Annotated in this window: 21 protein-coding genes; 10 read left to right on the forward strand and 11 right to left on the reverse strand. The window is 61.9% G+C overall.

The genetic code is table 11. The features are described 5' to 3' along the window. Positions 1–46 precede the first annotated feature (46 nt). Genes QQ977_RS09255 through nikB form a run of 4 tightly spaced genes read right to left on the reverse strand, consistent with a single transcriptional unit; the run spans position 47 to position 5,607 of the window. Complete coding sequence (locus QQ977_RS09255; RefSeq protein WP_285925428.1) at positions 47–1,582, reverse strand: ABC transporter substrate-binding protein; 1,536 nt, start codon at positions 1,580–1,582, stop codon at positions 47–49. Positions 1,583–1,594: 12 nt separating this feature from the next. Further along, entirely contained in the window at positions 1,595–3,742 is a 2,148-nt protein-coding gene (locus tag QQ977_RS09260) for a dipeptide ABC transporter ATP-binding protein (RefSeq protein ID WP_285925429.1), read from the reverse strand. Then, a complete protein-coding gene (gene nikC, locus QQ977_RS09265; RefSeq protein ID WP_285925430.1) occupies positions 3,743–4,669 on the reverse strand; it encodes a nickel transporter permease in 927 nt (308 codons plus the stop codon). Continuing rightward, the gene (nikB, locus tag QQ977_RS09270; protein ID WP_285928693.1) at positions 4,666–5,607 is read right to left on the reverse strand and encodes a nickel ABC transporter permease; all 942 of its coding nucleotides are present in this window, start codon (positions 5,605–5,607) and stop codon (positions 4,666–4,668) included. Before nikB ends, nikC begins: the two co-directional genes overlap by 4 nt. 413 nt (positions 5,608–6,020) lie before the next feature. Between nikB and QQ977_RS09275 the strand changes: the two genes are divergently transcribed. Both QQ977_RS09275 and QQ977_RS09280 read left to right on the forward strand, forming a co-directional pair. Then, positions 6,021–6,164, forward strand: coding sequence for a hypothetical protein (locus QQ977_RS09275; protein ID WP_285925431.1), 144 nt, complete (start codon positions 6,021–6,023; stop codon positions 6,162–6,164). Beyond that, positions 6,148–7,407, forward strand: coding sequence for a transposase (locus QQ977_RS09280; RefSeq protein WP_345783328.1), 1,260 nt, complete (start codon positions 6,148–6,150; stop codon positions 7,405–7,407). Before QQ977_RS09275 ends, QQ977_RS09280 begins: the two co-directional genes overlap by 17 nt. 81 nt (positions 7,408–7,488) lie before the next feature. Here QQ977_RS09280 and QQ977_RS09285 read toward each other — a convergent pair whose 3' ends face one another. The 3 genes from QQ977_RS09285 to metG all read right to left on the reverse strand — a co-directional run bounded on the left by QQ977_RS09285 (position 7,489) and on the right by metG (position 10,864). After that, the gene (locus QQ977_RS09285) at positions 7,489–7,755 is read right to left on the reverse strand and encodes an AbrB/MazE/SpoVT family DNA-binding domain-containing protein (RefSeq protein ID WP_285925433.1); all 267 of its coding nucleotides are present in this window, start codon (positions 7,753–7,755) and stop codon (positions 7,489–7,491) included. Between the two features lie 93 nt (positions 7,756–7,848). Then, complete coding sequence (locus tag QQ977_RS09290) at positions 7,849–8,763, reverse strand: ATP-grasp domain-containing protein (RefSeq protein ID WP_285925434.1); 915 nt, start codon at positions 8,761–8,763, stop codon at positions 7,849–7,851. 10 nt (positions 8,764–8,773) lie between these two features. Then, complete coding sequence (metG, locus tag QQ977_RS09295) at positions 8,774–10,864, reverse strand: methionine--tRNA ligase (RefSeq protein ID WP_285925435.1); 2,091 nt, start codon at positions 10,862–10,864, stop codon at positions 8,774–8,776. Positions 10,865–11,112: 248 nt separating this feature from the next. Here metG and QQ977_RS09300 point away from each other — a divergent pair, with 248 nt between their 5' ends. Next, entirely contained in the window at positions 11,113–12,498 is a 1,386-nt protein-coding gene (locus tag QQ977_RS09300; protein ID WP_285925436.1) for a sodium-dependent transporter, read from the forward strand. 89 nt (positions 12,499–12,587) lie between these two features. Here QQ977_RS09300 and QQ977_RS09305 read toward each other — a convergent pair whose 3' ends face one another. Further along, positions 12,588–12,983, reverse strand: a complete 396-nt coding sequence (locus QQ977_RS09305) for an OsmC family protein (RefSeq protein ID WP_285925437.1) — start codon at positions 12,981–12,983, stop codon at positions 12,588–12,590. A 181-nt stretch (positions 12,984–13,164) separates the two neighbouring features. Here QQ977_RS09305 and QQ977_RS09310 point away from each other — a divergent pair, with 181 nt between their 5' ends. Further along, positions 13,165–13,884: a DsbA family protein gene (locus QQ977_RS09310; RefSeq protein WP_285925438.1), complete on the forward strand. Its 720-nt coding sequence runs from the start codon at positions 13,165–13,167 to the stop codon at positions 13,882–13,884. A 679-nt stretch (positions 13,885–14,563) separates the two neighbouring features. Here the strand turns inward: QQ977_RS09310 and QQ977_RS09315 are convergent. Beyond that, positions 14,564–16,480, reverse strand: a complete 1,917-nt coding sequence (locus QQ977_RS09315) for an aconitate hydratase (RefSeq protein WP_285925439.1) — start codon at positions 16,478–16,480, stop codon at positions 14,564–14,566. Positions 16,481–16,627: 147 nt separating this feature from the next. Between QQ977_RS09315 and QQ977_RS09320 the strand changes: the two genes are divergently transcribed. Then, positions 16,628–16,966 carry a hypothetical protein gene (locus QQ977_RS09320; RefSeq protein WP_285925440.1) on the forward strand — a complete coding sequence of 113 codons (339 nt, stop codon included), beginning with the start codon at positions 16,628–16,630 and terminating at the stop codon, positions 16,964–16,966. Positions 16,967–17,035: 69 nt separating this feature from the next. Here QQ977_RS09320 and QQ977_RS09325 read toward each other — a convergent pair whose 3' ends face one another. After that, the gene (locus QQ977_RS09325) at positions 17,036–17,401 is read right to left on the reverse strand and encodes a Rieske (2Fe-2S) protein (RefSeq protein ID WP_285925441.1); all 366 of its coding nucleotides are present in this window, start codon (positions 17,399–17,401) and stop codon (positions 17,036–17,038) included. After that, on the reverse strand, positions 17,398–18,474 hold the full coding sequence (locus QQ977_RS09330; RefSeq protein WP_285925442.1) for an amidohydrolase family protein: 1,077 nt from the start codon (positions 18,472–18,474) through the stop codon (positions 17,398–17,400). The genes QQ977_RS09325 and QQ977_RS09330 overlap by 4 nt, the downstream gene beginning before the upstream one ends. 279 nt (positions 18,475–18,753) lie before the next feature. Between QQ977_RS09330 and QQ977_RS09335 the strand changes: the two genes are divergently transcribed. The 5 genes from QQ977_RS09335 (at position 18,754) to QQ977_RS09355 (ending at position 24,285) form a co-directional block, all read left to right on the forward strand. Beyond that, on the forward strand, positions 18,754–19,824 hold the full coding sequence (locus tag QQ977_RS09335) for a mandelate racemase/muconate lactonizing enzyme family protein (RefSeq protein WP_285925443.1): 1,071 nt from the start codon (positions 18,754–18,756) through the stop codon (positions 19,822–19,824). Positions 19,825–20,104: 280 nt separating this feature from the next. Continuing rightward, entirely contained in the window at positions 20,105–20,872 is a 768-nt protein-coding gene (locus QQ977_RS09340) for an IclR family transcriptional regulator (protein WP_285925444.1), read from the forward strand. A gap of 601 nt (positions 20,873–21,473) precedes the next feature. Beyond that, positions 21,474–21,905, forward strand: a complete 432-nt coding sequence (locus tag QQ977_RS09345; RefSeq protein ID WP_285925445.1) for a universal stress protein — start codon at positions 21,474–21,476, stop codon at positions 21,903–21,905. A gap of 19 nt (positions 21,906–21,924) precedes the next feature. Then, positions 21,925–23,112, forward strand: coding sequence for an MFS transporter (locus QQ977_RS09350; protein WP_345783329.1), 1,188 nt, complete (start codon positions 21,925–21,927; stop codon positions 23,110–23,112). A 294-nt stretch (positions 23,113–23,406) separates the two neighbouring features. Beyond that, positions 23,407–24,285 carry a tripartite tricarboxylate transporter substrate-binding protein gene (locus QQ977_RS09355; RefSeq protein WP_285925446.1) on the forward strand — a complete coding sequence of 293 codons (879 nt, stop codon included), beginning with the start codon at positions 23,407–23,409 and terminating at the stop codon, positions 24,283–24,285. The last annotated feature ends 1 nt before the right edge of the window (position 24,286 follow it).

Here is a 24,286-nt window from a genome sequence, read left to right on the forward strand (position 1 = left end):
CGGTCGCGGGCAGACCGGGTAACTCGGCTCGCCCCGTGGCTGTCTCTCACTCGGCGTCGAGGGAAACCGTCTCGAGTCCGTAGCTGATCTCCGTCGGGTGCGGTTCGTAGCCGCTGACCTCGGAAGCCGTGGCGACGACGTTCGTGTAACTCGTCAGGACGGCGATCGGGGCGTCCTCGAGCACCGTCCGCTGGACCTCGTGGTAGCGTTCCGTTCGTTCTTCGGGGTCCTCGAGTTCGCGGGCTTCCTCGAGCAAGGCGTCGACCCCCTCGTTCTCGTAGCCGTGGTGGAGGTCTCCCTCGGAGTGGAACATGTCGGCGAGCCGGTCGGGGTCGGGATACCACAGCGTCCCCCAGGAGGTGAGGTAGGCGTCGAAGGCGTCCTGGGAGACCTGATCGAGCATCGTGCCGTACTCGACGACGGAGATCTCGAGGTCGATGCCGACCTCGGCGAGCTGTCCCTGGAGCACCTCGGCGATCAGCGGGAGGCTCCGGGCGTTGAAGGTGACGACCTCGATCGAGAACTCTTCGCCGTCGCGGGTCCGGACCTCCTCTGAACCGGTCGTCCAGCCGACATCCTCGAGTAACTGGCGGGCCCGGTCGGGGTCGTACAGCGACTCCTCGAGGTCGGGGTCGGCCCAGTCGGTCATCTCCGGGGAGATGGGACCGACGGCGGAGTCGTCGACGCCCTCGAGGACGGATTCAGTGAGTTCCTGCCGGTCGACGGCATAGTTCACCGCCTGCCGCACCCGCCGGTCGTCGAACGGTTCGGTGGTCGTATCGAAGGTCAGGAAGCGAATCCGGGGGATCTCCGGCGTGTATACGTCGATCCCCTCCGTCTCCTCGAGGTCGCTTACGGTCTCCTGGGGGAGGATGCGGGCCATCTCGAGTTCGCCGTTCTCGAGGGTCATTCGGCGGGTCTGGTCGTCCTCGACGACTTCGTAGCGGACGGTCTCGAAATTCGGGGTCTCGCCGTAGTAGTCGTCGCTCCTGACCGCCCGGAGCTCTACGCCCGTCTGCATCGACTCGAAGACGAACGGGCCGGTACCGATCGGCTCGACGAGCTCGCCGTCCTCGAACGAGCCAGGGCTCAGGATGACCGCCTCGTGGCGGGAGAGGTGGGCCGGCAGCGGAGCAAAGGCCGACTCGGTCTCGACGGCGACCGTCGCGTCGTCGACGGCTTCGACCGCCGTGATCGGCACGCCGGCGAACGCCTCCGACTCGACGGTGCGCTCGAGGGAGTCGACGACGACGGCGGCCGTGAGCTCCTCGCCGTCGTGGAAGACGACGTCCTCGCGCAGCGAGAACTCCCAGCGGGTGTCCTCGACGCGCTCCCAGTCGGTCGCCAGTCCCGGGGCGGGTTCGGCGTCGTAATCGACGCTCACGAGCGCCTCGGTGATACCGAGTCGCCTGAGCGCGTGGCCGTCCTCGAGCGGGTCACGGCCGACGTCCCACGGCGAGCCGATGCGGAACTCGTCCTCGTCGCCGCCGGCGAGACAGCCCGCGAGCGCGAGCGTGCCAGCGCCGAGGGTGGTTTTCAGTGCGGTGCGTCGATCCATCGTGAAGGCTGCTTCGTCTGTCATGGTGAGTATCGATTAGTTCTCGTCGTGTTCGTCAGCGAAGTCGTCCGCGTAGTGACACCGGGAGCTGGCGTCCCCGACGGTCTCCCAGGCCGGCTCGCTCGTTGCGCAGTCGTCGTCGGCCATCGGACACCGCGGGTGGAACGCACAGCCCGACGGCGGATCGGTCGGGCTCGGCGGCTCGCCCGCCAGCCCGGCCCCGCCGGCCGTTGCCTCCCCGTCCGGGATCGCCTCGAGCAACGCCGCCGTGTAGGGATGGGCCGGCTCCGAGAGCACCTGGCTCGCCGGGCCGACCTCCAGCAGTCGACCCAGGTACATCGTCGCGACGCGATCTGCGACGTGGCGGACGACCTCGAGGTCGTGGGAGACGAACAGGTACGCCAGATCGAGCTCGGCCTGGAGCCGTGCGAGCAGGTTGAGGACGGTCGCCTGGACCGAGACGTCCAGGGCGGCCGTCGGCTCGTCGAGCACCAAAACGGCGGGGGAAACGGCCAGCGCCCGGGCGATCGCCACCCGCTGGAGCTGTCCCCCCGAGAGCTGGCGGGGGTACCGGTCGGCGAACTCCGGTGGGAGTTCGACCAGCGAGAGCAACTCCTCGACGCGCTCGTTCCGACGGCGCTCCCCCCAGCCGGCCTCGAGGAGCGGTTCGGCGAGTGACTCCCCCACCGTTCGCTTCGGGTTGAGACTCGTTCCCGGGTTCTGGAAGACGACGCCGACGTCCGCGAGCTGGTCGTCCCGCCTCGAGTCGACGTCGCCGACCGCCTCGCCGTCGAGCCTGACCGTACCCGCGGTCGGCGACTCGAGGCCGGCGATCACGCGGGCGAGCGTCGACTTCCCACAGCCCGATTCGCCGACCAGTCCGAGCGTCTCGCCGGCCCGGAGCTCGAGGCTGACGTCGTCGACCGCCGTCAGCCGCTCGTCCGTTCCGAGAATCCGATCGAGCACGGCGTCGGTGGTACGGAAGGACTTGGTGACGCCCTCGAGTTCGAGGACGGGTCGGTCGACGGTGCTCCCGGACGGGCCGGGCGTGGGGGCCGTCGACGAGTCCGCCTGGACGCCGCCGTCGACCGCCACAGCGGCCTTTCGTCCCCCGGCGTCAGGCCCCTCGGCTACGTCGGCGATCGTGGCCTCACGCATGGCCTCGAGGTCGGCCCCTCGAGCCTCGGACACGTCACAGCGAACGGTTCGTTCACCCTCGAGCTCGAGAGCCGGCTGGTCGCCCTCCCGACAGCCCTCGCGGGCGAACGGACACCGATCGGCGAAGACACAGCCGGCTGGTGGCGGGGAGCCGTCTGGTGGGCTCCCGCCGACCGTCGGCAGCGTCTCGCCCGGTTCGGATCGGCCGGGGAGACAGCCGAGCAACGCCTTCGTGTAGGGGTGGGCTGGCCTCGAGAGCAGTTCTCGAGTCGGCCCGGACTCGACGACGACCCCGTCGTACATGACGACGATCCGGTCACACAGCTGGGAGACGACGTCCAGGTCGTGGCTGATGAGCAAGAGGCCCATCCCGTACTCGTCGTTGAGCGTCGCGAGTCGCTCTAAAATCGCCGCCTGCGTGGTCGTATCGAGTGCCGTGGTCGGCTCGTCGGCGATCAACAATGAGGGGCGACGAGCGAGCGCGATCGCGAGCATCACCCGCTGGCGCATGCCCCCGCTGAACTGGTGGGGGTAGTCGTCGATCCGCTCTTCGGGACGAGGGATGCCGACCTCGCGGAGTAACTCGAGGACTCGCTTCCGGGTGCGCTTCGAACCGACCCGTGAGCGCACGCCAGCGAGCAGTTCCCGGAGGAACGGCTGGTCGTCGGGATCGCGACGGACCCGCAGCGCCTCGGCGATCTGCTCGCCGACGGTGTAGGTCGGGTTGAGCGTCGTCTCGGGGTCCTGGAAGACCATCGCGAGTTCGCGCCCGCGCAGCCGCTGGAGCGTCCGGTCGTCGGCACTCGTCAGGTCCGTCCCGCCGAACTCGATACTGCCGCCTGTGATCTCGCCCGGATCCTCGAGGCGAATGATCGAGCGGGCCGTGACGGATTTGCCACAGCCGCTCTCGCCCACTAGCCCGACGATCTCGCCCGAATCGACCGCAAAGGAGGCCCCGTTGACCGCGTGGACGGGGCCCGAACGAGTGCGAAACCGGACGTGGAGGTCCGAGACGTCCAGACGCATTCAGGACCGCCTCCGTTCGCGTTCCTCGAGGTGGTCGGGGTCTAAGACGTTCCGCAGGCCGTCGCCGAGGACGTTGAAGCCGATGACGGTGGCCATGATGGCGATCCCCGGCGCGGTGACGAGCCACGGGGCCGAGCGCAAGTAGTCCCGCCCGCCCGCGATCATCGTCCCCCACTCGGGCGTGGGTGGCTGTGCGCCCAGCCCGAGAAAGGAGAGGCCGGCGGCGGTGAGCACGATCGTCCCGAGGTTCATCGTCGCCAGCACCACGACGGGGTTGATCACGTTCGGCAACAGGTGCCGCCGGGCGATCCGCCGTCGCGGCGTGCCATAGAGGCGGGCGGCCTCGACGAACGGCCGGTCTTTCACCTCGAGGACGTTCCCCCGCACGACGCGTGCGTAGGAGGCCCAGCCGACGACCGAGAGCGCGAGCGTTACGTTCCGAAGGCTTGGCCCGAGAACACCCGCGATCACGAGTGCGAGCACGAGGCCCGGGAACGCAAGTTGCACGTCGACCAGCCGCATCAACGCGGCGTCGACGAGTCCGCCGAGGTAGCCCGCGAGCAGCCCGATCGTCGTCCCGATGACGACGCGGACGGCGGTCGCGGCGACCGCCAGCGCGAGCGAGACCCGCGCACCGTGGACGATCCGGGTCGCCACGTCGCGCCCGAGCGCGTCGGTCCCGAGCGGGTGAGCGAGCGAGGGCCCCTCGAGGCGGGCCTCGAGTGCCTGTGCCGTCGGATCGTACGGGGAAAGGAGTGGGCCGAAGACGGCGACGACGGCGAGCAGGCAGACGAGCGTCCCGCCGAAGCGAACCCCCGGGTTCGTCCGGAGTGCCCACGCGAACTGTGAGCGGGTTCGCTCGCGGAGCCACTCGAGGGCGGCGTCCGGGGACCGCCACGTGCATTCGTTGGCGTGGCGCTCGCTCACGCGCGCTCACCCCGTTCGATCCGCGGATCGAGGGCGACGTAGGCCAGGTCGACCAGCTGGTTCGTAATCACGAACGCGACGGCCGTCACGAGCACGACACCCTGTACGACCGGGTAGTCCCGGGCGAAGACGGCGTCCACCAGCAGGGTCCCGAGCCCGGGTCGCTGGAAGACGACCTCCACGACGACCGCGCCGCTGAGGACGAAGCCGAACTGGAGGCCGACGATCGTCACGACCGGGATCAGGGCATTTCGCAGGGCGTGTTTGGACACCACGAGCCGTTCGCGCACGCCTTTCGAACGGGCAGTGTCGACGTAGGCAGTGTCGAGGACCTCGAGCATCGACGTCCGGACGAGTCGGGTGACGATCGCCGCCAGGCCGGTGCCGAGGGTGACCGCCGGTAGCACGAGGTGGGCGAGTGTGCCCGATCCCGACGTGGGAGTGAGCCCGAGGTGCAACGAGACGAGGAGGATCAGCAGGTAGCCGAGCCAGAAGTTCGGCATCGAGACGCCAAGCAGGGCGGCGAACTGGCTCGTCCGGTCGATCCAGGTGTCCTGGTGGACGGCACTCACCACGCCGACGGGGATCGCGAGCGCGAGCGAAACGGCCATCGCCGCGAGCGCGAGTTCTACGGTGTTCGGGAGGTGCTGGATGAGAAGCGTCGTCACGGATTCGGAACTGGTGTAGGAGGTCCCGAGATCGCCCCGAAAGACGTCGGTGAGCCACCCGACGTACTGGACCACGAACGGCTCGTCGAGGCCGTGTTCGGCCCGGAACGCGGCGACTTCGGCCTCGGATGGTGGACTCCCGCGTCGCTCGTGGAGGATCGTATGGGCCGGATCGCCCGGGGTGAGATAGATCAACCCGTAGGTGATAAGCGAGACGCCCGCCATCACGATCGTCAGCGAGCCCAGCCGGGCGACGAGCGCGCGCAACATGGCTACCGGATCAGCCCCGACCGACGGCGTGGACACCTGGTCTCGTCCGTCGAGCTCTTCGAGGCCGTGAGACGCCGCTGCTCTCTTCGTTCGCTCGCGTTCGAACGCACCCTCCAACCCATGAAAACTGAGTTTGAATATTGAAACCTAGGTTGTAAAACTTCGGATTTCGGCGGACGGCAGGCTCGGTCTGTGGACGTCCTCGAGGTGTCACGCCGTTCGTGACTCCGGTTTCCCCACTGTTATGAATTCAGACGTTCTTCTTAATAACTTCGTCGCTATCTTTAAACAGCGAGAGAATCCCGCCGTTCACGGCGGGCGTGAATCGCGTCACTCGACTACTCAATCCACAGTCTACAGCAGTCCGAATACCGAACGAAAGCTATTAGTACCAAAATAACGTACAAAATATTGTGCGAACTGAAATCGATATGGAGCGGGGGGGCGACCTCCACGAACGGGTGAAAGAGTACGCCCGTGACAATGGCATCCGCCATCCTCGAGCCTACGCTGAACTAATCGAGAAGGGATTAGACGCCAGTGACAACGATAACTAAGACGCTTCAAGCGACGTTCGCCCCACCGACGGCCCACAAGCAGTCGAAACTCAACGACCTCCTCGAAACGTACCGTGACGGTCTGCAAGAGGCGTTTGACGCCGGGGCAAGTACCATGTCGGCGGTGAGCGACATCGTGACGCCCTACGACCTGCCGTATCAGGCCAAAGCAGCCCTCTGCAACTACGTCCCGAAACTCCGCAAGACGTACCACGCCAAGGAGTTGGACGACGAACACCCGATACGGCTCACCAACCAAGCCGCCAAGTTCGACCACTCCGCCGAACGCGACTACGAGTTCACGTGGTGGGTTCCTCGTCCCGGTCGGGGAACGAACTTCTGGATACCGCTCCGTATCAATCCCGAACAGGAAGACCTCTGGCACGACCTCGTTTCGGAGGACGCGAAGGCGGGCGAGATACGCCTTCAGAAGCATCGGAAGAACTGGGTACTGCACGTCACCGTCGAGTACTCAGTTGAAGAACCGGCGACTGACGGTGACGCCACGCACATCGGCTTAGATATCGGAGAAACCGGTCTCATCACGGGCTGTGCCCTCAAGGACGGTTCTCCGACTGACCCGTTCGTGTGTAGCGGAAGCAGAGCGAAACATCTCCGCAAAGAGATGCACACGACCCTGAAACGCCTCCAAGAGCGTGACGCATCCGGGTGGCGGATTGAAGACCGCTTCTCGCACTACCAGAACGCGCTCACCGACATCGTGGAGAAGGCGTCTCGGCAAGCCGTCGAGTACGCCAAGCAGTACGAGAATCCGGTGTTGGTGATGGAGGACTTGACGTACATCCGTGAGCGTCTCGACTACGGGAAGTACATGAACCGTCGCCTTCACTCGTGGGCGTTCGCCCGACTCCAAGGGCACATCGAGGACAAGGCGACGGAAGCAGGCATCCCGGTCGAGTACGTGAATCCGGCGTACACCTCGCAGACGTGCCACTCGTGCCACCGCATCGGTCGGCGGGATTCACAAGCCGAGTTCCGGTGTCCGCACGACGACTGCCACGTTTCGACGTTTCAGGCCGACATCAACGCTTCCGCGAATATCGCACGACGGGTTGACCCGTGGGGAGAGAGCGTCCCGCTTGACAAGGCGGAACGCGATGACTCGCCTCGGGATGGGCGCGGTTGTGACACCGCCACGACTCACCGTGAGACGAGCGAGACACCCTCGCAGATGACGCTCACGGCCTACGAAGAGTCGGAACCCTCTGCCAGCGACGACTGACTGGTATTCCCCATGCGTGGGAAGCCTCGCCGTTTACGGCGAGGAGGATGTCACGAGAAAGTCAGTTTCGACGTACACAGTTCACTCCGCATCGTCTCGAGATCGGTCTTGAGATTCCTCTCGAACCTCCCGGGAGATCCCCTCGCGTGCGTCCGCTTTCAACTCGTCGGCCTCCGTCTCTACAAATGCATCGCCAACGGCAGCTTGGAGTCCCTCTAGCGGGTCCTCGTCGACGGGGAAGAGCGCGACGTGGCTCGGGAGTTCGACGATCCGATACTGGTCACCGAACCGCTCTCGGACGTCCTTGGGGAGGTAGATCCGCCCCCGTTCGTCCGTCGACTTTGACATGGTATGATTACCTGTTGTACGGGAAGATTCAAAAGTATTCCCGAAGATTTAGTATATTTCCCACCCATCTTACAGTGATAGCGAGGCGAAAGCTCATCCCTCGGTCGCTCGAGTGTCCTCGAGGTCGTCCCGAACCAGCGAAATAAACGCCTCGACAAAGCCCTCGAGGGCATCCTCCTCCCGAGCGAGTCCGAGATACGGCTCGATGAGTTCCAGTTCCATGACAGAGACCGTCCCGTCGCGTTCGACGTAGTCGACGCGGGCGTAGGGCAGATCCGCGGGAGGACACTCGAGGATCTCACAGGCCGTCTCGAGTGTCGACTCGGCCACCTCGAGAACTCCCTCGTCGGGCTCGTAGGAGAGCTCCGGCTCCACGAAGTCGCTGAAGTCGTCGGCTTTTGTGGGGTCGTTCCAGGCGTGGCTGTACGCCCCGCGGACGAACACGATCGAGCGTTCGCCCCGTTCGATCGCCGGGGTAAACGCCTGGACCACGACGTCACCGTCCGCACAGGCGGCGTCGAACCGCTCCTGGTCGTCCGCGGCGTCCTCGAGTGACGTCTTCCAGACGCCCGCCGAACCCGCGCCGACGGCGGGTTTGACCACGGCCTCGGCCCAGCCCTGTTCGTGCAGGATCGACTCGAGTGACGTCTCTGTCCCGGCCTCGAGGCATACCGACGACGGAATGGGAACGCCCGCGGCCGCGAGCTCTCGGTAGTAGGACTTGTGGGCGTTCCACCGGATCACCGCGGGTGGGTTGTAGACGGCGACGCCGGCTCCCTCGAGATCTTCGAGGAAGGAAAGAAACGCCTCGGCGTCGGTGTGGTAGTCCCAACAGGAGCGAACCACGGCGGCGTCGTAGGCGGCGAGGGTGTCCACCTCGGACCAGACGATCGGCTCGACCCGGACCCCGCGGTCCTCGAGTGCGGCGGCGATCGCCCGCCCGTCCTCGGCCAGGTCGGCGTACTCCTCGCTCGTGAGTATCCCGACCCGGGGCTGGTCAGCTGTCATCCGTCGGCCGTCACTTGATCTTCTCGCCGAGGTCGGCGTCGTCGTGGGTCGTCAGCAGGTCCGCCTCCTCGCCCGCCGCGAGGATCATGCCGTTGGACTCGACGCCGAACAGTTCGGCCGGCTCCATGTTCGCCAGCAGGATTACTTTCGTCCCCGGAAGCTCCTCGAGGTCGTGCAGCTGTTTGATGCCGGCGACGACCTGGCGGCTCTCGAGGCCGATGTCGACCTCCAGCCGGGCGAGGTCGTCTGCGCCCTCGATGCCCTCGGCCTCCTCGATCCGGCCGACCCGGATGTCGAGTTCCTGGAACTGTTCGAAACTGATGCGGTCCTCGAGCAGGGGCTCGAGGTCGTCGGTGGCTGTCACGTCCTCGCGTTCGTCGGCGTCGGTGTCGTCGCTTTCGGTTTCGTCGTCCTCGTCGTCGGCCGCCTCCGCGACCCGCTGTTCGAGTTTCTCGTTGAGTTCGGCGACGCGATCGTCTTCGATCTTCGCGAAGAGTTCGCCGGGTTCGTCGAAGCTCCGGGGCGGGGACTCGAGTGCGTCCTCGAGGGTGGCGTCGGCGACGTCGCCGTCCTCGCCGATCTGGTCCCACAGCGCCTGGGCCTTGTCGGGGGCGATGGGGTCAAGCAAGACGCCGACGGCTTTCGCGATCTGGACGCAGTCGCGGATGACCTGGGCCGCCTCCTCGGGGTCGTCGTCGGTGAGCTTCCAGGGCTCGTTGCGCTGGATGTACTCGTTGCCAAAGCGTGCGAGATCGGTGGCTGCCGCCCCGACGCCACGCAGCGAGTAGTCGTTGACCGCCTCGCGGAACTGCTCGAGCGCACCGTTGATGCGGCTTTCGACGTCCGAAGAGACGTCGACCTCGGGCGTTCCCTCGTAGTTCCGGTAGGCAAAGAGCAGCGACCGGTACCAGAAGTTGCCGACGACGCCGACGAGGTCGCCGTTGACCGTCTCCTGGAAGGCGTCCCAGGAGAAGTCGACGTCCTGCTGGAGGCCGCCGGTGGTCATCAGGTAGTACCGCAGGAGGTCGGGGTGAAAGCCCTCCTCGAGATACTCCGTCGCCCAGATCGCCCGGTTGCGGCTGGTCGAGAGCCCCTTGCCGTTGATCGTGATGAAGCCGGTTGCGGCGACCGCCCGTGGCGTGTTGTAGCCCGCTCCCTCGAGCATCGCCGGCCAGAAGATCGTGTGGTGCTGGATGATGTCACGGCCGATGACGTGGACGATGTCGCCCTCGCCTTTCCAGACCTGCTCCCAGTCGTAGGTCTCGTCGCCGACGCGGTCGGTGTACTGTTTCGTCGAGGAGATGTACTCGATCGGGGCGTCGACCCAGACGTAGAGCACGAGGTCGTCGTCGGCTTCACCCGGATAATCGATCCCCCAGTCCATATCGCGGGTGATACACCAGTCCTGCAGCCCCTCTTCGATCCACTGGCGGGGCTGGTTGCGGGCGTTCGAGGTACCTTCGAGGTCGTCTAAGAAGTCGGTGAGGAACTCTTCGAACGCAGAGACGCGGAAGAATTTGTGGGCGCGCTCGCGGTACTCCGCGGGGTTGCCCGTGATCGAACTGCGCGGGTCCTCGACTTCGCCCGGCTCGAGGTGTCGCTGACACCCCTCGTCACACTCGTCGCCGCGGGCTTTCGCGCCACAGTACGGACAGGTCCCTTCGACGTAGCGGTCGGGGAGGTACTGGTCGGCTTCCGGATCGTACGCCACCTGGATCTCTTTCTCGTAGATGTATCCCTCCTCGTCTAACGTGCGGACGATCTCTGTGGTCGTCTCGGTGTTCGCCTCGTCGTGCGTGTGACCGTAGTTGTCGAACTCGACGTTGAACCGCGGAAACGTCTCCTCGTACTGTTCGTGCCAGCGTAATGCGAACTCCTCGGGCTCGACGCCCTCTTTTTCGGCGTTGACGGCGACGGGGGTGCCGTGCATGTCCGACCCACAGACGTAGGCCGATTGCTGGCCGAGGGTCCGTAACGCACGGTCGAATGCGTCTGCGCCGATGTATCCGCGGAGGTGACCGATGTGTAAGTCGCCGTTGGCGTAGGGCAACCCACAGGTCACCACCGCCGGACGGTCCGTCGGGAACTCGTCGGTGCTCATACGCGTGATAACTGGGTGGCGGGCGTAAAACCCGCCGGTTTCGCTCCGTCGTCTCTCGCCGTTCCCGTCGGCACGCGACGGACTCGAGGACGGTGTCGAACGCACCGAAAAACACGTAGCGACGCCACCGTCGTACACGTGTCAGAGCCAAGATCTGTTCGAACCACCCTCTAGCAGCCGGCTTAGCCGGTTTCTGTCCGGACTGTGGTACCCGTGGGTTTTTTTATGAGTCGTGGTGACATTCAACTATGGCATCTTCAATCGACGTACCTCGCGAACAGTGGGCGACCCGTCTCGGGTTCATCCTCGCAGCGGTCGGGAGTGCCGTCGGCCTCGGGAACATCTGGCGGTTTCCGTTCCAGGTCGGACAGGAAGGCGGCGGGGCCTTTCTGTTGATCTATCTGCTTTTTATCGTCCTGATCGGCTTTCCGGCGATGCTCGTCGAGTTCGTCGTCGGTCGCCGAACCGAGCGTAACCCGGTCGGCGCGTTGCGGGCACTCGGCGGCGACATCTGGAAGTACGTCGGCGGGATCTTCATCGTCACCGGATTCGTAATTCTTTCCTACTACAGCGTCGTCGCCGGCTGGACGCTCCGGTACTTCATCGTCGGATTGCAGGACGGATACGTCGCCGACGTCGAGGGCGCCGAGGGTCAGTTCGTCGACCTCGCGACCGGACTGGATGCGATCGTCTTCCACGCCATCTTCATGGCCGCCGTGGTCATCATCGTCGCGTTCGGAATCAGACAGGGGATCGAACTCGCCGTGAAGGTAATGGTGCCGACGATCATCGTCATCACGGTCGGGATGGCCGCGTACGCGTTCACGCTCGAGGGCGCGAGCGACGCCTACGCGTATTACCTCTCGCCCGACCTCGGCGTCATCGCCGCCGAGTGGCAGAGCATCCTCCCCGCCGCGGCGGGACAGGCGTTCTTTACCCTCTCGCTTGGAATGGGCGTGATGATCACCTACGCCTCCTACCTCGGCGAGGATCGCAACCTCGCAGAGGACGGGGCGATCATCATCGGCCTCGACACCCTGATCGCCTTTATCACGGGACTTATCGTCTTCCCGATTCTCTTCACCGCCGGCGTCGCCCCCGGCGATCCGGGCGCTGGCGCGATCTTCGTCACCCTCGCCGCCGCCTTCGCCGACATCACGCTCGGCTGGCTGCTCGGGGCGATCTTCTTTGCGACCGTCGCGATCGCCGCGCTCTCGAGTGCCATTTCCATCATGGAGGTCGTCGTCTCCTACCTGATCGACGAACACGACGTCGACCGTACGCGCGCGACGGTGCTCATCGGTCTCAGCCTGTTCGTCCTCGGTATTCCCTCGGCGATCGATCTCGTCTTGCTCGATCTCTTCGATGGCTTCGCCGACCAGATTCTACTCGTACTCGGCGGGCTGTTGCTCGCGATCTTCGTCGGCTGGATCGCCGTCGACTTCGGCGTCGACGAACTCCGGAAGGGAATCGGCGACCTCGGGTCGTACGGCGACGCCTGGATCTGGCTCGTCCGGATCCCCGTCGTCATCACGCTGATCGTCGCGCTCGTTCTCGGTATCCTCGGCTACCTCGAGTTCCTCACCGGCACCGAGGAAGGACAGTTCCGGTGGTGGATCGAAGAGACCTTCTAACCGCTCCCGGTCTCGAGTTACCTCCTCGCTTTTCACTGATCGGATCGACAATGGCAGCTCCGGCCGTGGGTAGGACCCGTACTGGAATCCTAGAACGCGCCCCCGTCGATCGACGCCCCGGCGTGAAGGCTCTCTTTTAACGCGTCGTGGACCTTACAGAGCTCGAACGCGCGCTCGAGGATCGCGTCGCCTTTCTCGTCGTCGACGTCGGCGCCGACCCGGACGTCGAACTCGATCGACTCGAGTTTGTCGTCGTCGGTGAGCTCTCCGGTGACGTCGATTTCGATTCGACCGAGATCCTCGACGTCTCGCTGCTGGCCGCCGACTCGCAGGGCGGGAACGTAACAGGAGCCGTAGGCCGCGAGCAGCGACTCGAGCGTGTCCGGCGCGTCCTCGCCGTTCGCGTCAATCGTCGTCTCGAACTCGCGGATCTCGTTCGTGGCACTGAACCCTTCTTCGGAGACGGTGGTGACGGACTTCGACATTGCAACACGACGGACCACGGCCCGCGGTATAACCGTTTTCACGATCTCGACGCCGTTCGACGTGACGGGTTCAGGTACGAGAGAAAACCGAGCCGCCCCCCGTTTCACTCGATTTGCCAGGTCAGCAAATCGTCGGTTTCGTTAAGGGGGATCAGTGTGAAGCCAACCACAATTACAGTCGATGACACTCGGTCGCCCATCTCGTCGCGCATTCCTCGCCGGATCGGCTCTCGCCCTCGGTGGCGGTGCCTACTACCTCACGCGGTCGGGCGGAGACGATGCTCCCGACGTATCGCCGGACCTACACCCGAGCGACGCGACGTCGGAACTCGGCGTCGAGTTGGCCGGAAAGCCGATCGTGGGTTCGCCCGAGGCACCGATCGAGATCTACTACTGGACGGACTTTCAGTGTCCGTACTGCGAGTGGTTCGAACGCGAGGCGCTCCCGCATCTCGTTTCCGACCACGTCGAATCCGGCCGGGTTCGTATCGTGTTCATTATCCTTGGATACTTCGGTGAAGACTCGGTGAATTCGTCGGTCGCCGCCAGATGCGTCTGGGATCAGGTCCGCGATTCCGAGCCGTCGGCGTACTGGGACTGGCACGAAGCCGTCTTCGCCGAACAGGGCGACCGGAACTCGGGCTGGGCTGCGATCGATAACCTCACCGAGACCACGCGCTCGGTCCCCAGTGTCAACGCGGACGACCTCGAGACGTGTGTCGACGATCGCCGCTCGTCGTTCGAAGACGAGATCGACGCGGACACGGAACGGGCGGAGTCACTTCAGATTACGGAGGTCCCGTCGTTCATCATCTTCAACCCCGAGTCCGGGGCGGACCAACGACTCACCGGTGCACAACCGTCACAACGGTTCACGGACGTGATCGACAGTCTCGAGTAGCGCCCGGACGGGGTACGATCGCTCGAGCGGCAGTTCGGTGCTCGCGTGTTCCTCATACTGTCGGACGAAAACCCTGGCGGATTTTCGCCCGCCAGTATCGAACACGGTGTTTCAGTGTCCGGGGGCTCATCACGGGACAGCAGTCCCGTTCTTCGCGCCCGCTGTTTCGTCGGCTGTCCCGATTGCCGTCTTCTTTCGTTTACGTACTTCTGTCCGACAGTATCACCACCCCTCGGCTGCGCAGATGCAGAGATAACATCTGCAACCAGTTGGCCGTGAGATGATCTTCTTGGCCGGTTACAGTGTTCGAGAGGCCACGCGTTCGTCCGATACATCCAGCGATCTTCCGTCTCCGGCCGCGTTCGGACGTCTCCCTGATACGTTTTATCGTGATTGGGCAAGAAAGGAGTGTATAACCCGATTTCTCCTCGAGAAAAGCTCGTTTTGGTAAGAAAATGTCGAACGCCCCTGGGGTACTCCCACCAGGCCATTTCGCCGGTCGCTTGACGCTGTCAGCGTCTCGGTCGTCGACCGTTCCGTTCGGCGATCCTCGTCTATACTATCACGTTCTTGTCTTTCGAGAGACTCGCCGAGCCAACAACTCCCAATAGCTTCCTCACCATTCGTTCAACAGATACGGCGAGTGGATCGAGACCGGAAGCTCCTGCGACGACGGTCGTCAGACCTTGCTTCGAACGTACGGTAGTTTCCCACCCTGCTCGAGGAACTTTTTCTGCCGGTCGGTTACGTCCAGCTCGGCCGTGAACCGACGTCCGCTCGTCGTATTTTCGACCGTGAGCTCCCCGCGTTCGATGCCGTCGGCGACGTTTTCGATCGAGAGCGTGTCACCCTGCTCGATGGCGTCGTACTCCTCGTCGTCCGCGAACGTCAGCGGCAGGATCCCGAAGTTCACCAGATTGTCCTTGTGGATCCGGGCGAATCCCTTCGCGATGACGGCTTGGACGCCCAGGTGAAGCGGCGCGAGAGCAGCGTGTTCTCGTGAACTGCCCTGTCCGTAGTTTTCACCGGCAACGATGGCGCTCTGGCCCGCCTCTTTCGCTCGTTCGGGATACTCCTCGTCGATGCCGGTCAGTACGTACTCGGACAGCTTGGGAATGTTCGATCGGTAGTGGTCGGCCTCGGATGGCGAGAGGTGATCCGTCGTGATATTGTCTCCGAGTTTTATCCCGACCGGAACGGAGACGTCGTCCTCGAGCGGCTCTTTGATGGGGATCGATGCGATGTTCTCCCCTTTGACCAGCGAGTGGTCGAGATTCGGCTCGTTGTAGACGATTCCCGAGTCGGAATCGGGGTACTGGGCTGGCTCCGGTGCGCGTTCGTGGCTCTGGTCGGCCGCGACGTCTCTCGGATCCGCGATCTCGCCCGCGACGGCCGACGCTGCTGCGACTTCCGGGGAGGAGAGATAGACGCTGTCGTCCGTGTACCCGCTCCGTCCGGGATAGTTGCGGTTGAACGCCCGCAGACTCACCTCACCCGGGCCGGGAACGTGTCCGTTTCCGATACAGGCTCCACACGTCGCTTCGCTGATGCTTGCTCCCGCCGAGACGAGATCGGAGAGTATTCCTTCGTCCGACAGCGCCTCCACCGTCTGTTTGGAACCAGGGTAGATGACGAAGTCCACGTCCGGATGGACTTCGTTACCCTCGAGTATGCTGGCTACCGACGCGATGTCCGCGAACGATCCGTTCGTACACGACCCGATGAGGACCTGATCGACGGCCGTCCCGGCAGCTCCCTCGACCGGCACCAGGTTGTCCGGCATACTGGGTTCTGCGACGAGCGGTTGAATCTCCGATAGGTCGACCTCGAGCTGATCGTCGTACTCGTAGTCCTCGGAGGGCTCGACGCGCACCCAGTCCTCTTCGCGGTTTTGCCGTCTGAGGTACTCCCGCGTAACCTCGTCGCTGGGGAAGATGCCGCTGATAGCTCCCAGCTCCGTCGTCATATTACAGATCGTACAGCGTTCGGGAACCGAAAGCGACGAGATCCCTGGGCCGGTGAACTCGAAGATTTTGCCGGCCCCGCCTTTCACCGTCAGCTCCTCGAGAATCGACAGGATGACGTCCTTGGCCGAGACCCACTCCGACAGCTCGCCGGTAAATCGAACGTTGACGACGTCGGGGTCGTCCAGATAGAACGGCGAACCGGCCATCGTCGCTGCGACGTCCATTCCGCCGGCGCCGATGCCGAGCGTTCCGAGTCCGCCCATCGTCGGCGTGTGTGAGTCGGATGCCAGGATGAACTCGCCCGGTTTCGCGAACCGTTCCCGGTGTACCTGGTGGCAGATCCCGTTCCCCGTTTTGGACAGGTTCGAACCGTACTTCTTTGCAGCACTCTTCAACAGCGCGTGATCCTGGCTCTGTTCGTCGTAAAACTCGAGCGAGTTGTGGTCGTGATAGGTGACCATCTCGTCCGTACTGACCGCACCGGCACCGATCGCCTCGTACTGGAGATACACCATCGTACCGGTGTTGTCGTGCGTGTAGACCTGGTCGGCCTCGAGTGCCACCTCGTGGTCTGCAGCGTCCTCGTCATCAACTGTATGCCGGCTGATAATTTTTCTGGCTACTGACATCAGGCGACTAGCCACGCTGTGTAAACTTATACCGTTCGATTCCGGTAGTCGTCCTCGCCGACGGCGGAGATCGATACGGCAGTGGTCGCGTCTACGATACCTTTTTACAACGATGGTCCGATATCTACTGCTAGGTCGGTCGGCAAAATGTCACGCGAAACCATGGGCAGTGAGCAAGACAAACCGGACTGGTGGAAAGAGAACAACCGAATCCGCGAGGAGATGGATCTCCCGCCGTACGATCCACCCCGATTTATAGACGGCGTGTACCTCCACGAGGTCGTCGACGACCTCAAGGCCGAGTGTGACTGTACGATACGGTTCGTGGGTGAGAACACGGAGTACGGTGACGACTGGGACATCCGGATCGACGGCGACCGGGTCGCAAAGATTGGCAGGCACAGAAACGAAAACGCGAATACGGTCTACGAGATGACTGCGAGCGAGTTTCGGACGCTCGTCCGTTCGACGCTTCGGGACGAATAACCGTTCAACGCCGTTTCGGCCGCCGAACAGGACGTTGCCGGGTACGACGAGTGTACCCAGTCTCGCCCGTTACAGCGTGACGTAGATCGTGCCGTCGCGGACTTCCGTGGGGTACTCCGGCAGTTTGACGCCCTGGCGCGACAGGCACTCGCCGGAGGTGAGATCGTACTCCCACCCGTGCCACGGGCAGTTCAGGATCTCGCCTTCGCGACAGTAGTTGAGTTCGAGTTCGGTCGTCTCGCGGTCGTACTCGACTTCGGTGGTTCCGGTGACGTTGCCCTCACAGGCCGGGCCAGCCTGGTGGGCACACCAGTTGTTGTACGCTTTGTACTCGCCGTCGAGGTTGAAGACGGAGATCTCCCTGCCCTCGAGCTGGATCGTGACGCGTTCGCCGTCGTCGACGTCGTCAACCGATGCGACTTCGTACTCGCTCATAGGTCTAACCCGAATGCGTCGGCGGCGTTTCCGGACAGCACGTTCTCGCGATCTTCGTCGTCGTATTTCGCAGCCAGGTGCTTGTCGAGGGCTTCGGGATGGTCGAAGTCCCAGTGGGGGTAGTCGGTCGCGAACATGAGCGAATCCGCTCCCACCATGTCGATCAGCTGTTGCATGTGTTTCGGATCGTTCGCTTCGCCGATCGGCTGGCTGGCGAAGTAGAAGTCCCGAATGTACTCTTCGGGACTTTTCTCGAGTAGCGGCGCTTCGCTACGGCGGATCGAGTACTCCTTGTTGAGCCGGAACATCATCATCGGGATCCAGCCGATGCCTGCCTCGAGGAACGAGAAGTTCAGGTCCGGGAACTTCTCGGGAGCGCCGTTGATGATGAGACTCGACAGCGTCATCATCTGGCTCCAGGTGTGAGCCATGGTGTGGACCTCGATGAACTTCTCGAAGCCCTGGTTCTGGCGGGGGAACTCGAACATGAATGCGCCCCCGCTGCCGTGGTATGCGATGTCGAGGTCGTTGTCCTCCGCTGCCTTGTACATGATGTCGTACTCGGGGTCGCCCAGCGGCGGGTTCGGTCCGGTACTCGCGATGTACGCACCAACGATCTGGTCTTCGTCGCCCAGCCGGTCGAGCTCTTCGGCGGCTTTGTCCGGTGCCTGCGTCGCAAGCGCCGCGAGCCCGTAGAAGTTGTCGTACTCGTCGAGATACTGATCGATCATCAGGTCGTTGTATCCCGACATGAGTTCGACGGCGAGGTCCGTCTGGGGGAGCCTGGTCAGTTTCGACGTCGGGTTGAGGATCGGGTGATCGATCGAAAACTCCTGACAGAGGACCTCGTCGACGTCCTCCGGACTTTCGACGGTGTAGTGTTCGATCTTCCCGCGGAGGTTACGGTCCCAGCCGCTACCGGGAAGCGGTGCGTAGCCGTCATTGGTCATGTGGCTCCGGTACGGTTCGTCGATGTACTTGGCGACCTCCTTGGGCGACACCGAAAGGTGCACGTCAGTGTCGACGATCGTCGTCTCTTCTATCCCTTTGGATGTCTGTGACTGTGCTGCCATACTAACCGGTTGTGCTCCCCAATCAATTAAATGTTTGGGTTCTCGGATATGTTACCCACCCACGCTCACGCGGACGTAACTAGTATTGTGCAGGAGTAGTACCCTAGTATTGTGCAGGAGTAGTACCGCGGTGCGGACAGCCGGAGTGACTCTCCACCGTCCGGACCCTGGGGTCGTACTGCCCGAGACAGCAGATTTTTATCGTCAGATACGGAACGTTCGGTAGGTGTTACAGTTATGCATATATCATCCGCCACGATTCATCGGCTCGAGGTGCCGATGAAAACGTCGTACGAAGCGTCAGTACATCCCGATTTCTCGACGATGGATGCACTCCTCGTCGTCATCTCAACCCCTGACGGGGAGCGTGGGATCGGAACAGTCGATCCGTCTCCGGGCTACTCGCGGCAAACGCCCGAGGAGATTCTAAGCGGACTCCAAGAGCTGGTACCTCGAGTGATCGACGAATCGCCGGACCATCCGAACGAACTCGTCGACCTCTTCGAGACGGTTCCCGGGAACGAAAACGTGAAATGCGGAATCGAGATGGCGTATCTGGATCTTTACGGTCGACAGTACGGACTCTCGATAGGCGAGTTGCTGGGGGGGAAGCGCCGAGACTGCGAACCGCTGAACGGATGGGTCGGAATAGACGAACCCGCCGAGATGGTCTCCGATGCAAAGGGGTACAGAGACGACGGGTTCGACTCGATAAAGATAAAACTTAGCGGTGACGGGAGCGATGACATCGAGCGAATCAAACACGTGTGTGATGCCGTCGGTGACGAGATGGAGGTCAGAGCCGACGTCAACGGTGCCTACGACCGGGAAACAGCGATCGAAGTGGCACAGGCCGTCGAAGAGTATCCGCTTGCACACCTGGAACAACCGGTTCCGCTCGAGGATCTCGAGGGGCTCGCAGACGTTACGGCATCCTCGTCGACGACCGTGATGGCCGATGAGTGTCTACTCACCGTCGAGGACGTCTTCCACGTGCTCTCGAACGACATCGCTGGTCGGCTGAAGCTGAAAGCGCTTCGACTCGGTGGCGTGCTTCCCACGAAGCGGGCACTCGACGTCGCATCGAGTGCGAATGTGCCGTGTGTGATCGGACACGGGTTCGGACTGTCGCCGTCGACCAGTGCAGAGCTACAGCTTACCGCCTCTCACGACAACATAGTTAGACCGATCGAGAGTGTGGGGCCACTGAAAATGACCGACGAACCGTTCGAACCGACGATCACCGTCGAGGACGGACGAGCACATATCCCGGAAGGTGACGGACTCGGCATCACCCTGAACGATTCGTCGCTCGATTCGTTCGCCGTTCACTCGGAGCACGTCTCGTAACGGTCGTCCACTCGAACGATTCGTGGGGGAAACTGATCGAGTAACACACCCACGGCTTGGAACTGCCAGCTGACCGTTGTTTCGATCACGGGTTCGTCACCTCTGTTTCTGGACGGTCGACGTGATTTGATACGCATTCGAGTGCCACACCAGTTTGGTCGACGAGCGTACGACCCGTCCGTCGGTGTTTTCTGTAGCGCAGCGAACGCGTCGCGATGGTGTCACACCGTGTTTACCATGAGTAAATTTATGTGGGTGGGAGACATCGCAACTACACACCATGGGAAGCGACAAAACGGGGGATAAACGAGTAAATTCGGTCGAGGTATCGTTTACCATCCTCAAAACGATCCAGGATCTGGAGGGGGCGACGCTCTCTGAGATCTCCGACGAACTCGATTTACACAAGAGCACGGTGTACGTCCACCTCAATACGCTCACACACAACCGGCTCGTCGTCAAGGACGACAATCAATACAACGTCGGGCTCCGGTTTCTGGGCTTCGGCGCGAGCGCCAGAGCGAACCGGACGATCTACCCGAAGATCAAACCGAAGATGAGGCGGCTGGCGAAAGAGACCGGTGAACGGGTACAGTTCATGGTCGAGGAACACGGACGCGGTATCTATGTCCACCGGGTCAGGGGAGAGTACGGGGTACAGACGGCAAACCACATCGGGAACTGTCGGTACCTCCATACGAGCGCAGCCGGGAAGGCGATTCTCTCGAAAACTGCCGACGAAGAAATCGACGAAATCATCGACCGATGGGGACTGCCGAGCCAGACGCCACACACCGTCGTCGATCGATCACAGCTCATGGAAGAGATCGCCTCGATTCGGGAGAACGGATACGCCCTCAACCGCGAAGAGCACATCGAAGGGCTGTGGGCGATAGGGGCACCGGTGACCAACCAGGATGGGACCGTACTCGGTGGGCTAAGTATCTCCGGGCCTGCGCACAGAATTCGTGACGAGAACAACCGTACCGAACTCATCGACCAGCTCCTCGGCATCGTCAACGAAACCGAGTTGGACCTCCGGAAGTAGATCACCGGAACCGATACTTGACACGCTGTATTACATACATACGGGTGTAATATATGGTATCGGTCGACCGATCGTGTACGGCGTCTGTATCGTATCGTCACGGCGCTGGTACGGGAACCGCCGCTCGAGCAGGAACCAGCGCCCGGCAGCCGGTGACGAAATGGACCGACGAATCGGCGTTCGAGTCCGCCGATGACGGTACCGGCGTTTACTCGCTCCAAACTTCAAAATAGTATAGCAGGAGTTTATTTTTCGCTTCTGACCCTGTCTTCCCCAAAGGATAAAAACAACGCCTCTACATCCGGGTAACGGGATATATACGTCCACTATTACTGCTGTCTCGACTCTAGAACCAATGTTTGATATTGGTAAATGGCTGTTGATCGGTTCGAATTTGGCGCTCGCATCCGTCGTCCCCACCGGCCAGTGCACGTTGTCTTCCAGCCCTCCCGGCGAACGCTGGCTTCCCTTCTCGAGAGAAAATCCCGAAGTACGACAGAGGGTAACCACGGTACTGACGGCATTTCGCAACTAAAACGACGTCGTCGTGACGAACGTGCCTAACGGAAAAGTAATATGGTTCCCCAGTTAACGCCTCGGTATGGTAGTAGTGGCAGCAGTCGATCAATCTGACCAGTCAGATATCGTTGTAAAAGAGGGTGAAAAAATATCGGCGGCGCTCGACCAACCGCTCCACGTCGTTCACGTGATGAGCTACGCGGACTTTTACGACCTGCAGAAATCGAGCGTCGAAGAGACCGGAAGTCCGAGGGAGATGGAACGAGTAAAGGAGACAGCAGAGACTGTCGCTACCGAAGCGAGCGACGTGATCGACGGGTCGTCGGTATCCGTTGGACTCGTCGGCGACGCGGCGACCGAGGTCGTCGATTACGCCAAGCAACACGACACCGAGTACATCGTCGTCGGACCGAAGAAACAGTCACCGACAGGAAAGGCCTTGTTCGGTAGTGTCTCTCAGAGCATAATTTTGAACTCGCCTTGCTCCGTAATTACCACCTCTCGTTCCGAGTAGTTTATTTCTATCGACACAAATGAAGAAGGACATCCTTCGGTCTCACACCGTCTTATTAATTTCGCTGATATGGTTCATGGTACAATTTCTGCGGTACGTTTTTCCACCACTGTTCGAGACCTTTCAGTCGACCTACGGCGTTACGAACACGCAGACTGGCTTACTGTTTACACTGCTGCTGATCGGCTACTCCTCGATGCAACTCCCCTCCGGAGTCATCGCCGATCGATACGACAAAAAGAACGTGATCGTGATCGGCGTGGCGCTTTTCACCGCCGCATCTTTCAGTGCTATTTTCGCCCCGACGTTCGGGTTTTTACTGCTCGCTACGGCACTGATCGGTATCGGAACCGGCGTGCACAAAACGGTCGCCGTCGCGTATCTCTCGATCGTCCACTCGAAGAACACGGGATCGGCACTCGGAATAATGGACACCGTCGGTCAGTTCGGCGGTGTCGTCGCTCCGATCCTCGTCGTCTTGCTGCTCGACGTAACCGGCTACTGGCAGTCGGTTTTTCTCATCGGCGGCGCGGTCGGGGCGGCGCTTGCGGCACTGTTCGTCACGTACGGAGAGACCGAGTACGTCCATCGATCTGCTGACACTAGCTCGACGTCTTCGAACCCCCAACTGAGCGATTATATCTCTTCCCTGCTCAATCCTCAGTTGCTATCATTCACAGTAGTGATAACGATATTTACTTTTCTCTGGAATGGTATTGTTTCGTTTCTTCCACTCTTTCTTACGACCCAGAAAGGGTTTTCGACCGAGCTTGCGGGGATAGCCTATTCGATACTGTTTATCGCTAGTCTTGTCCAGGCTGTGACCGGAACTATTAGTGACAACTTTGGATCGCTGAAATTATCCCTCGGGCTGTTCACACTGGCCACGATTAGTATCATACTGCTGGTAACGGTGCAGTCGTGGCTGGCTATCTTCGTTGCAGTCGGGTTAATCGGAATCGGATTTCACGGGTTCCGTCCCATTCGGGACGCATATCTCATGGAACTGATTTCTACGGATGTTGGCGGTGGTGTCCTCGGTACGGTACGGACCGTAATGACCGTCATCGGTGGGCTCGCACCGGTTACCGTGGGATTTCTCATCGACTTGTTCGGCTATACGACTTCGTTCAGCTTTCTTATCGTCGTTATACTCGTTGGGAACGCTATCATCGGGGTGATGTTATTGACTGCGAAACGTACCTAATCCTGCCCGTGACTCTCGTCCGCACGACTGATCTCGGGTTGGGATAAGTATAGCGCTTCAATTTAAAGCCTATATTCCGAAGTAGATTAGAAACATATTTATGGTTAACCTCTAAACGTGACTGTGCAGCCATAGCATAACAAGTATACTATGAACGGAAAACCAAGTCGTCGAAAACTGTTATCTGGTATTGGTACTGCGGCCGGCATTGCAGTTGCAGGCTGTCTCGGGGATGAGGGAGAGTTCCCGAACGACCCGATTACGATGGTTGTCCCCTTCGGGGAAGGGGGTGGCGTGGACCGCAGCACGCGCGAGCTGCAGGAAGCGCTCGAAGACGAACTCGGCGTTAACCTCCGGTTCGAGTATCATCCGGGTGCTGGCACGCAGATCGGACAGCAAGCCGCCCTCGAGGAAGACGACGCGTATACGATCGGGGTCGCGTCGTTACCGGCGTTCAACTTCACGATGATTACCGGGGATGCGCCTTACGACCTCGACGATTTCGCGTGGGTCGGCAACTTGCTCCAGGACCCTGGACTGATCCGCGTGCACGAGGACGACGACCGGTTCGATGACATAAACGATCTCATCGACTATGCGGTCGACAATCCCGGGGAGCTGTCCGTCAGTACCTCGGGCCCGTACAACCAGAACGTGCTGGGGCTTGCTCACCTCGAGGAGATCACGGGTGCCGAGTTCAACGTCGTCCCGTACGACGGCGGTGGCGACGCGAGAAACGCTCTCGTTACGCAGGAGGTCGATTTCGTCCACGCCAACGTGTTCAACAGCCTCGGAACCGCAGAGGACACGAGAGTGCTGGCAGTCCACGCGGAGGAAAACGAGTGGGCGGACATCACGGACGACGCACCGACGTTCAGCGACGCCCTCGGGTTCGATCAGGAGGAGCTGCGGCCGAACTGGCCCGAAGTGCGATACTCGTGGTACATCTCCCAGGACGCAGCCGACGCTCACCCCGACCGGCTGGAGTTCCTCCAGGATGCGTTCGAGACGGCGGTGAACTCGGAGACGTACGAAGAGACGCTCGCAGACCTCTCACCACCACAGGAGACGAAACGGGACTACATGTCGCCTGAGGAGACGGAGGAGGCGAACAGGGAGAAACACGAGACGATGGAGCAGTTCGTTGACCTGATGGGCGAGATGACGGAGTAAG

The sequence above is a fragment of the Natrialbaceae archaeon AArc-T1-2 genome, assembly GCF_030273315.1.
Classification (GTDB): Archaea; Halobacteriota; Halobacteria; order Halobacteriales; family Natrialbaceae; genus Tc-Br11-E2g1.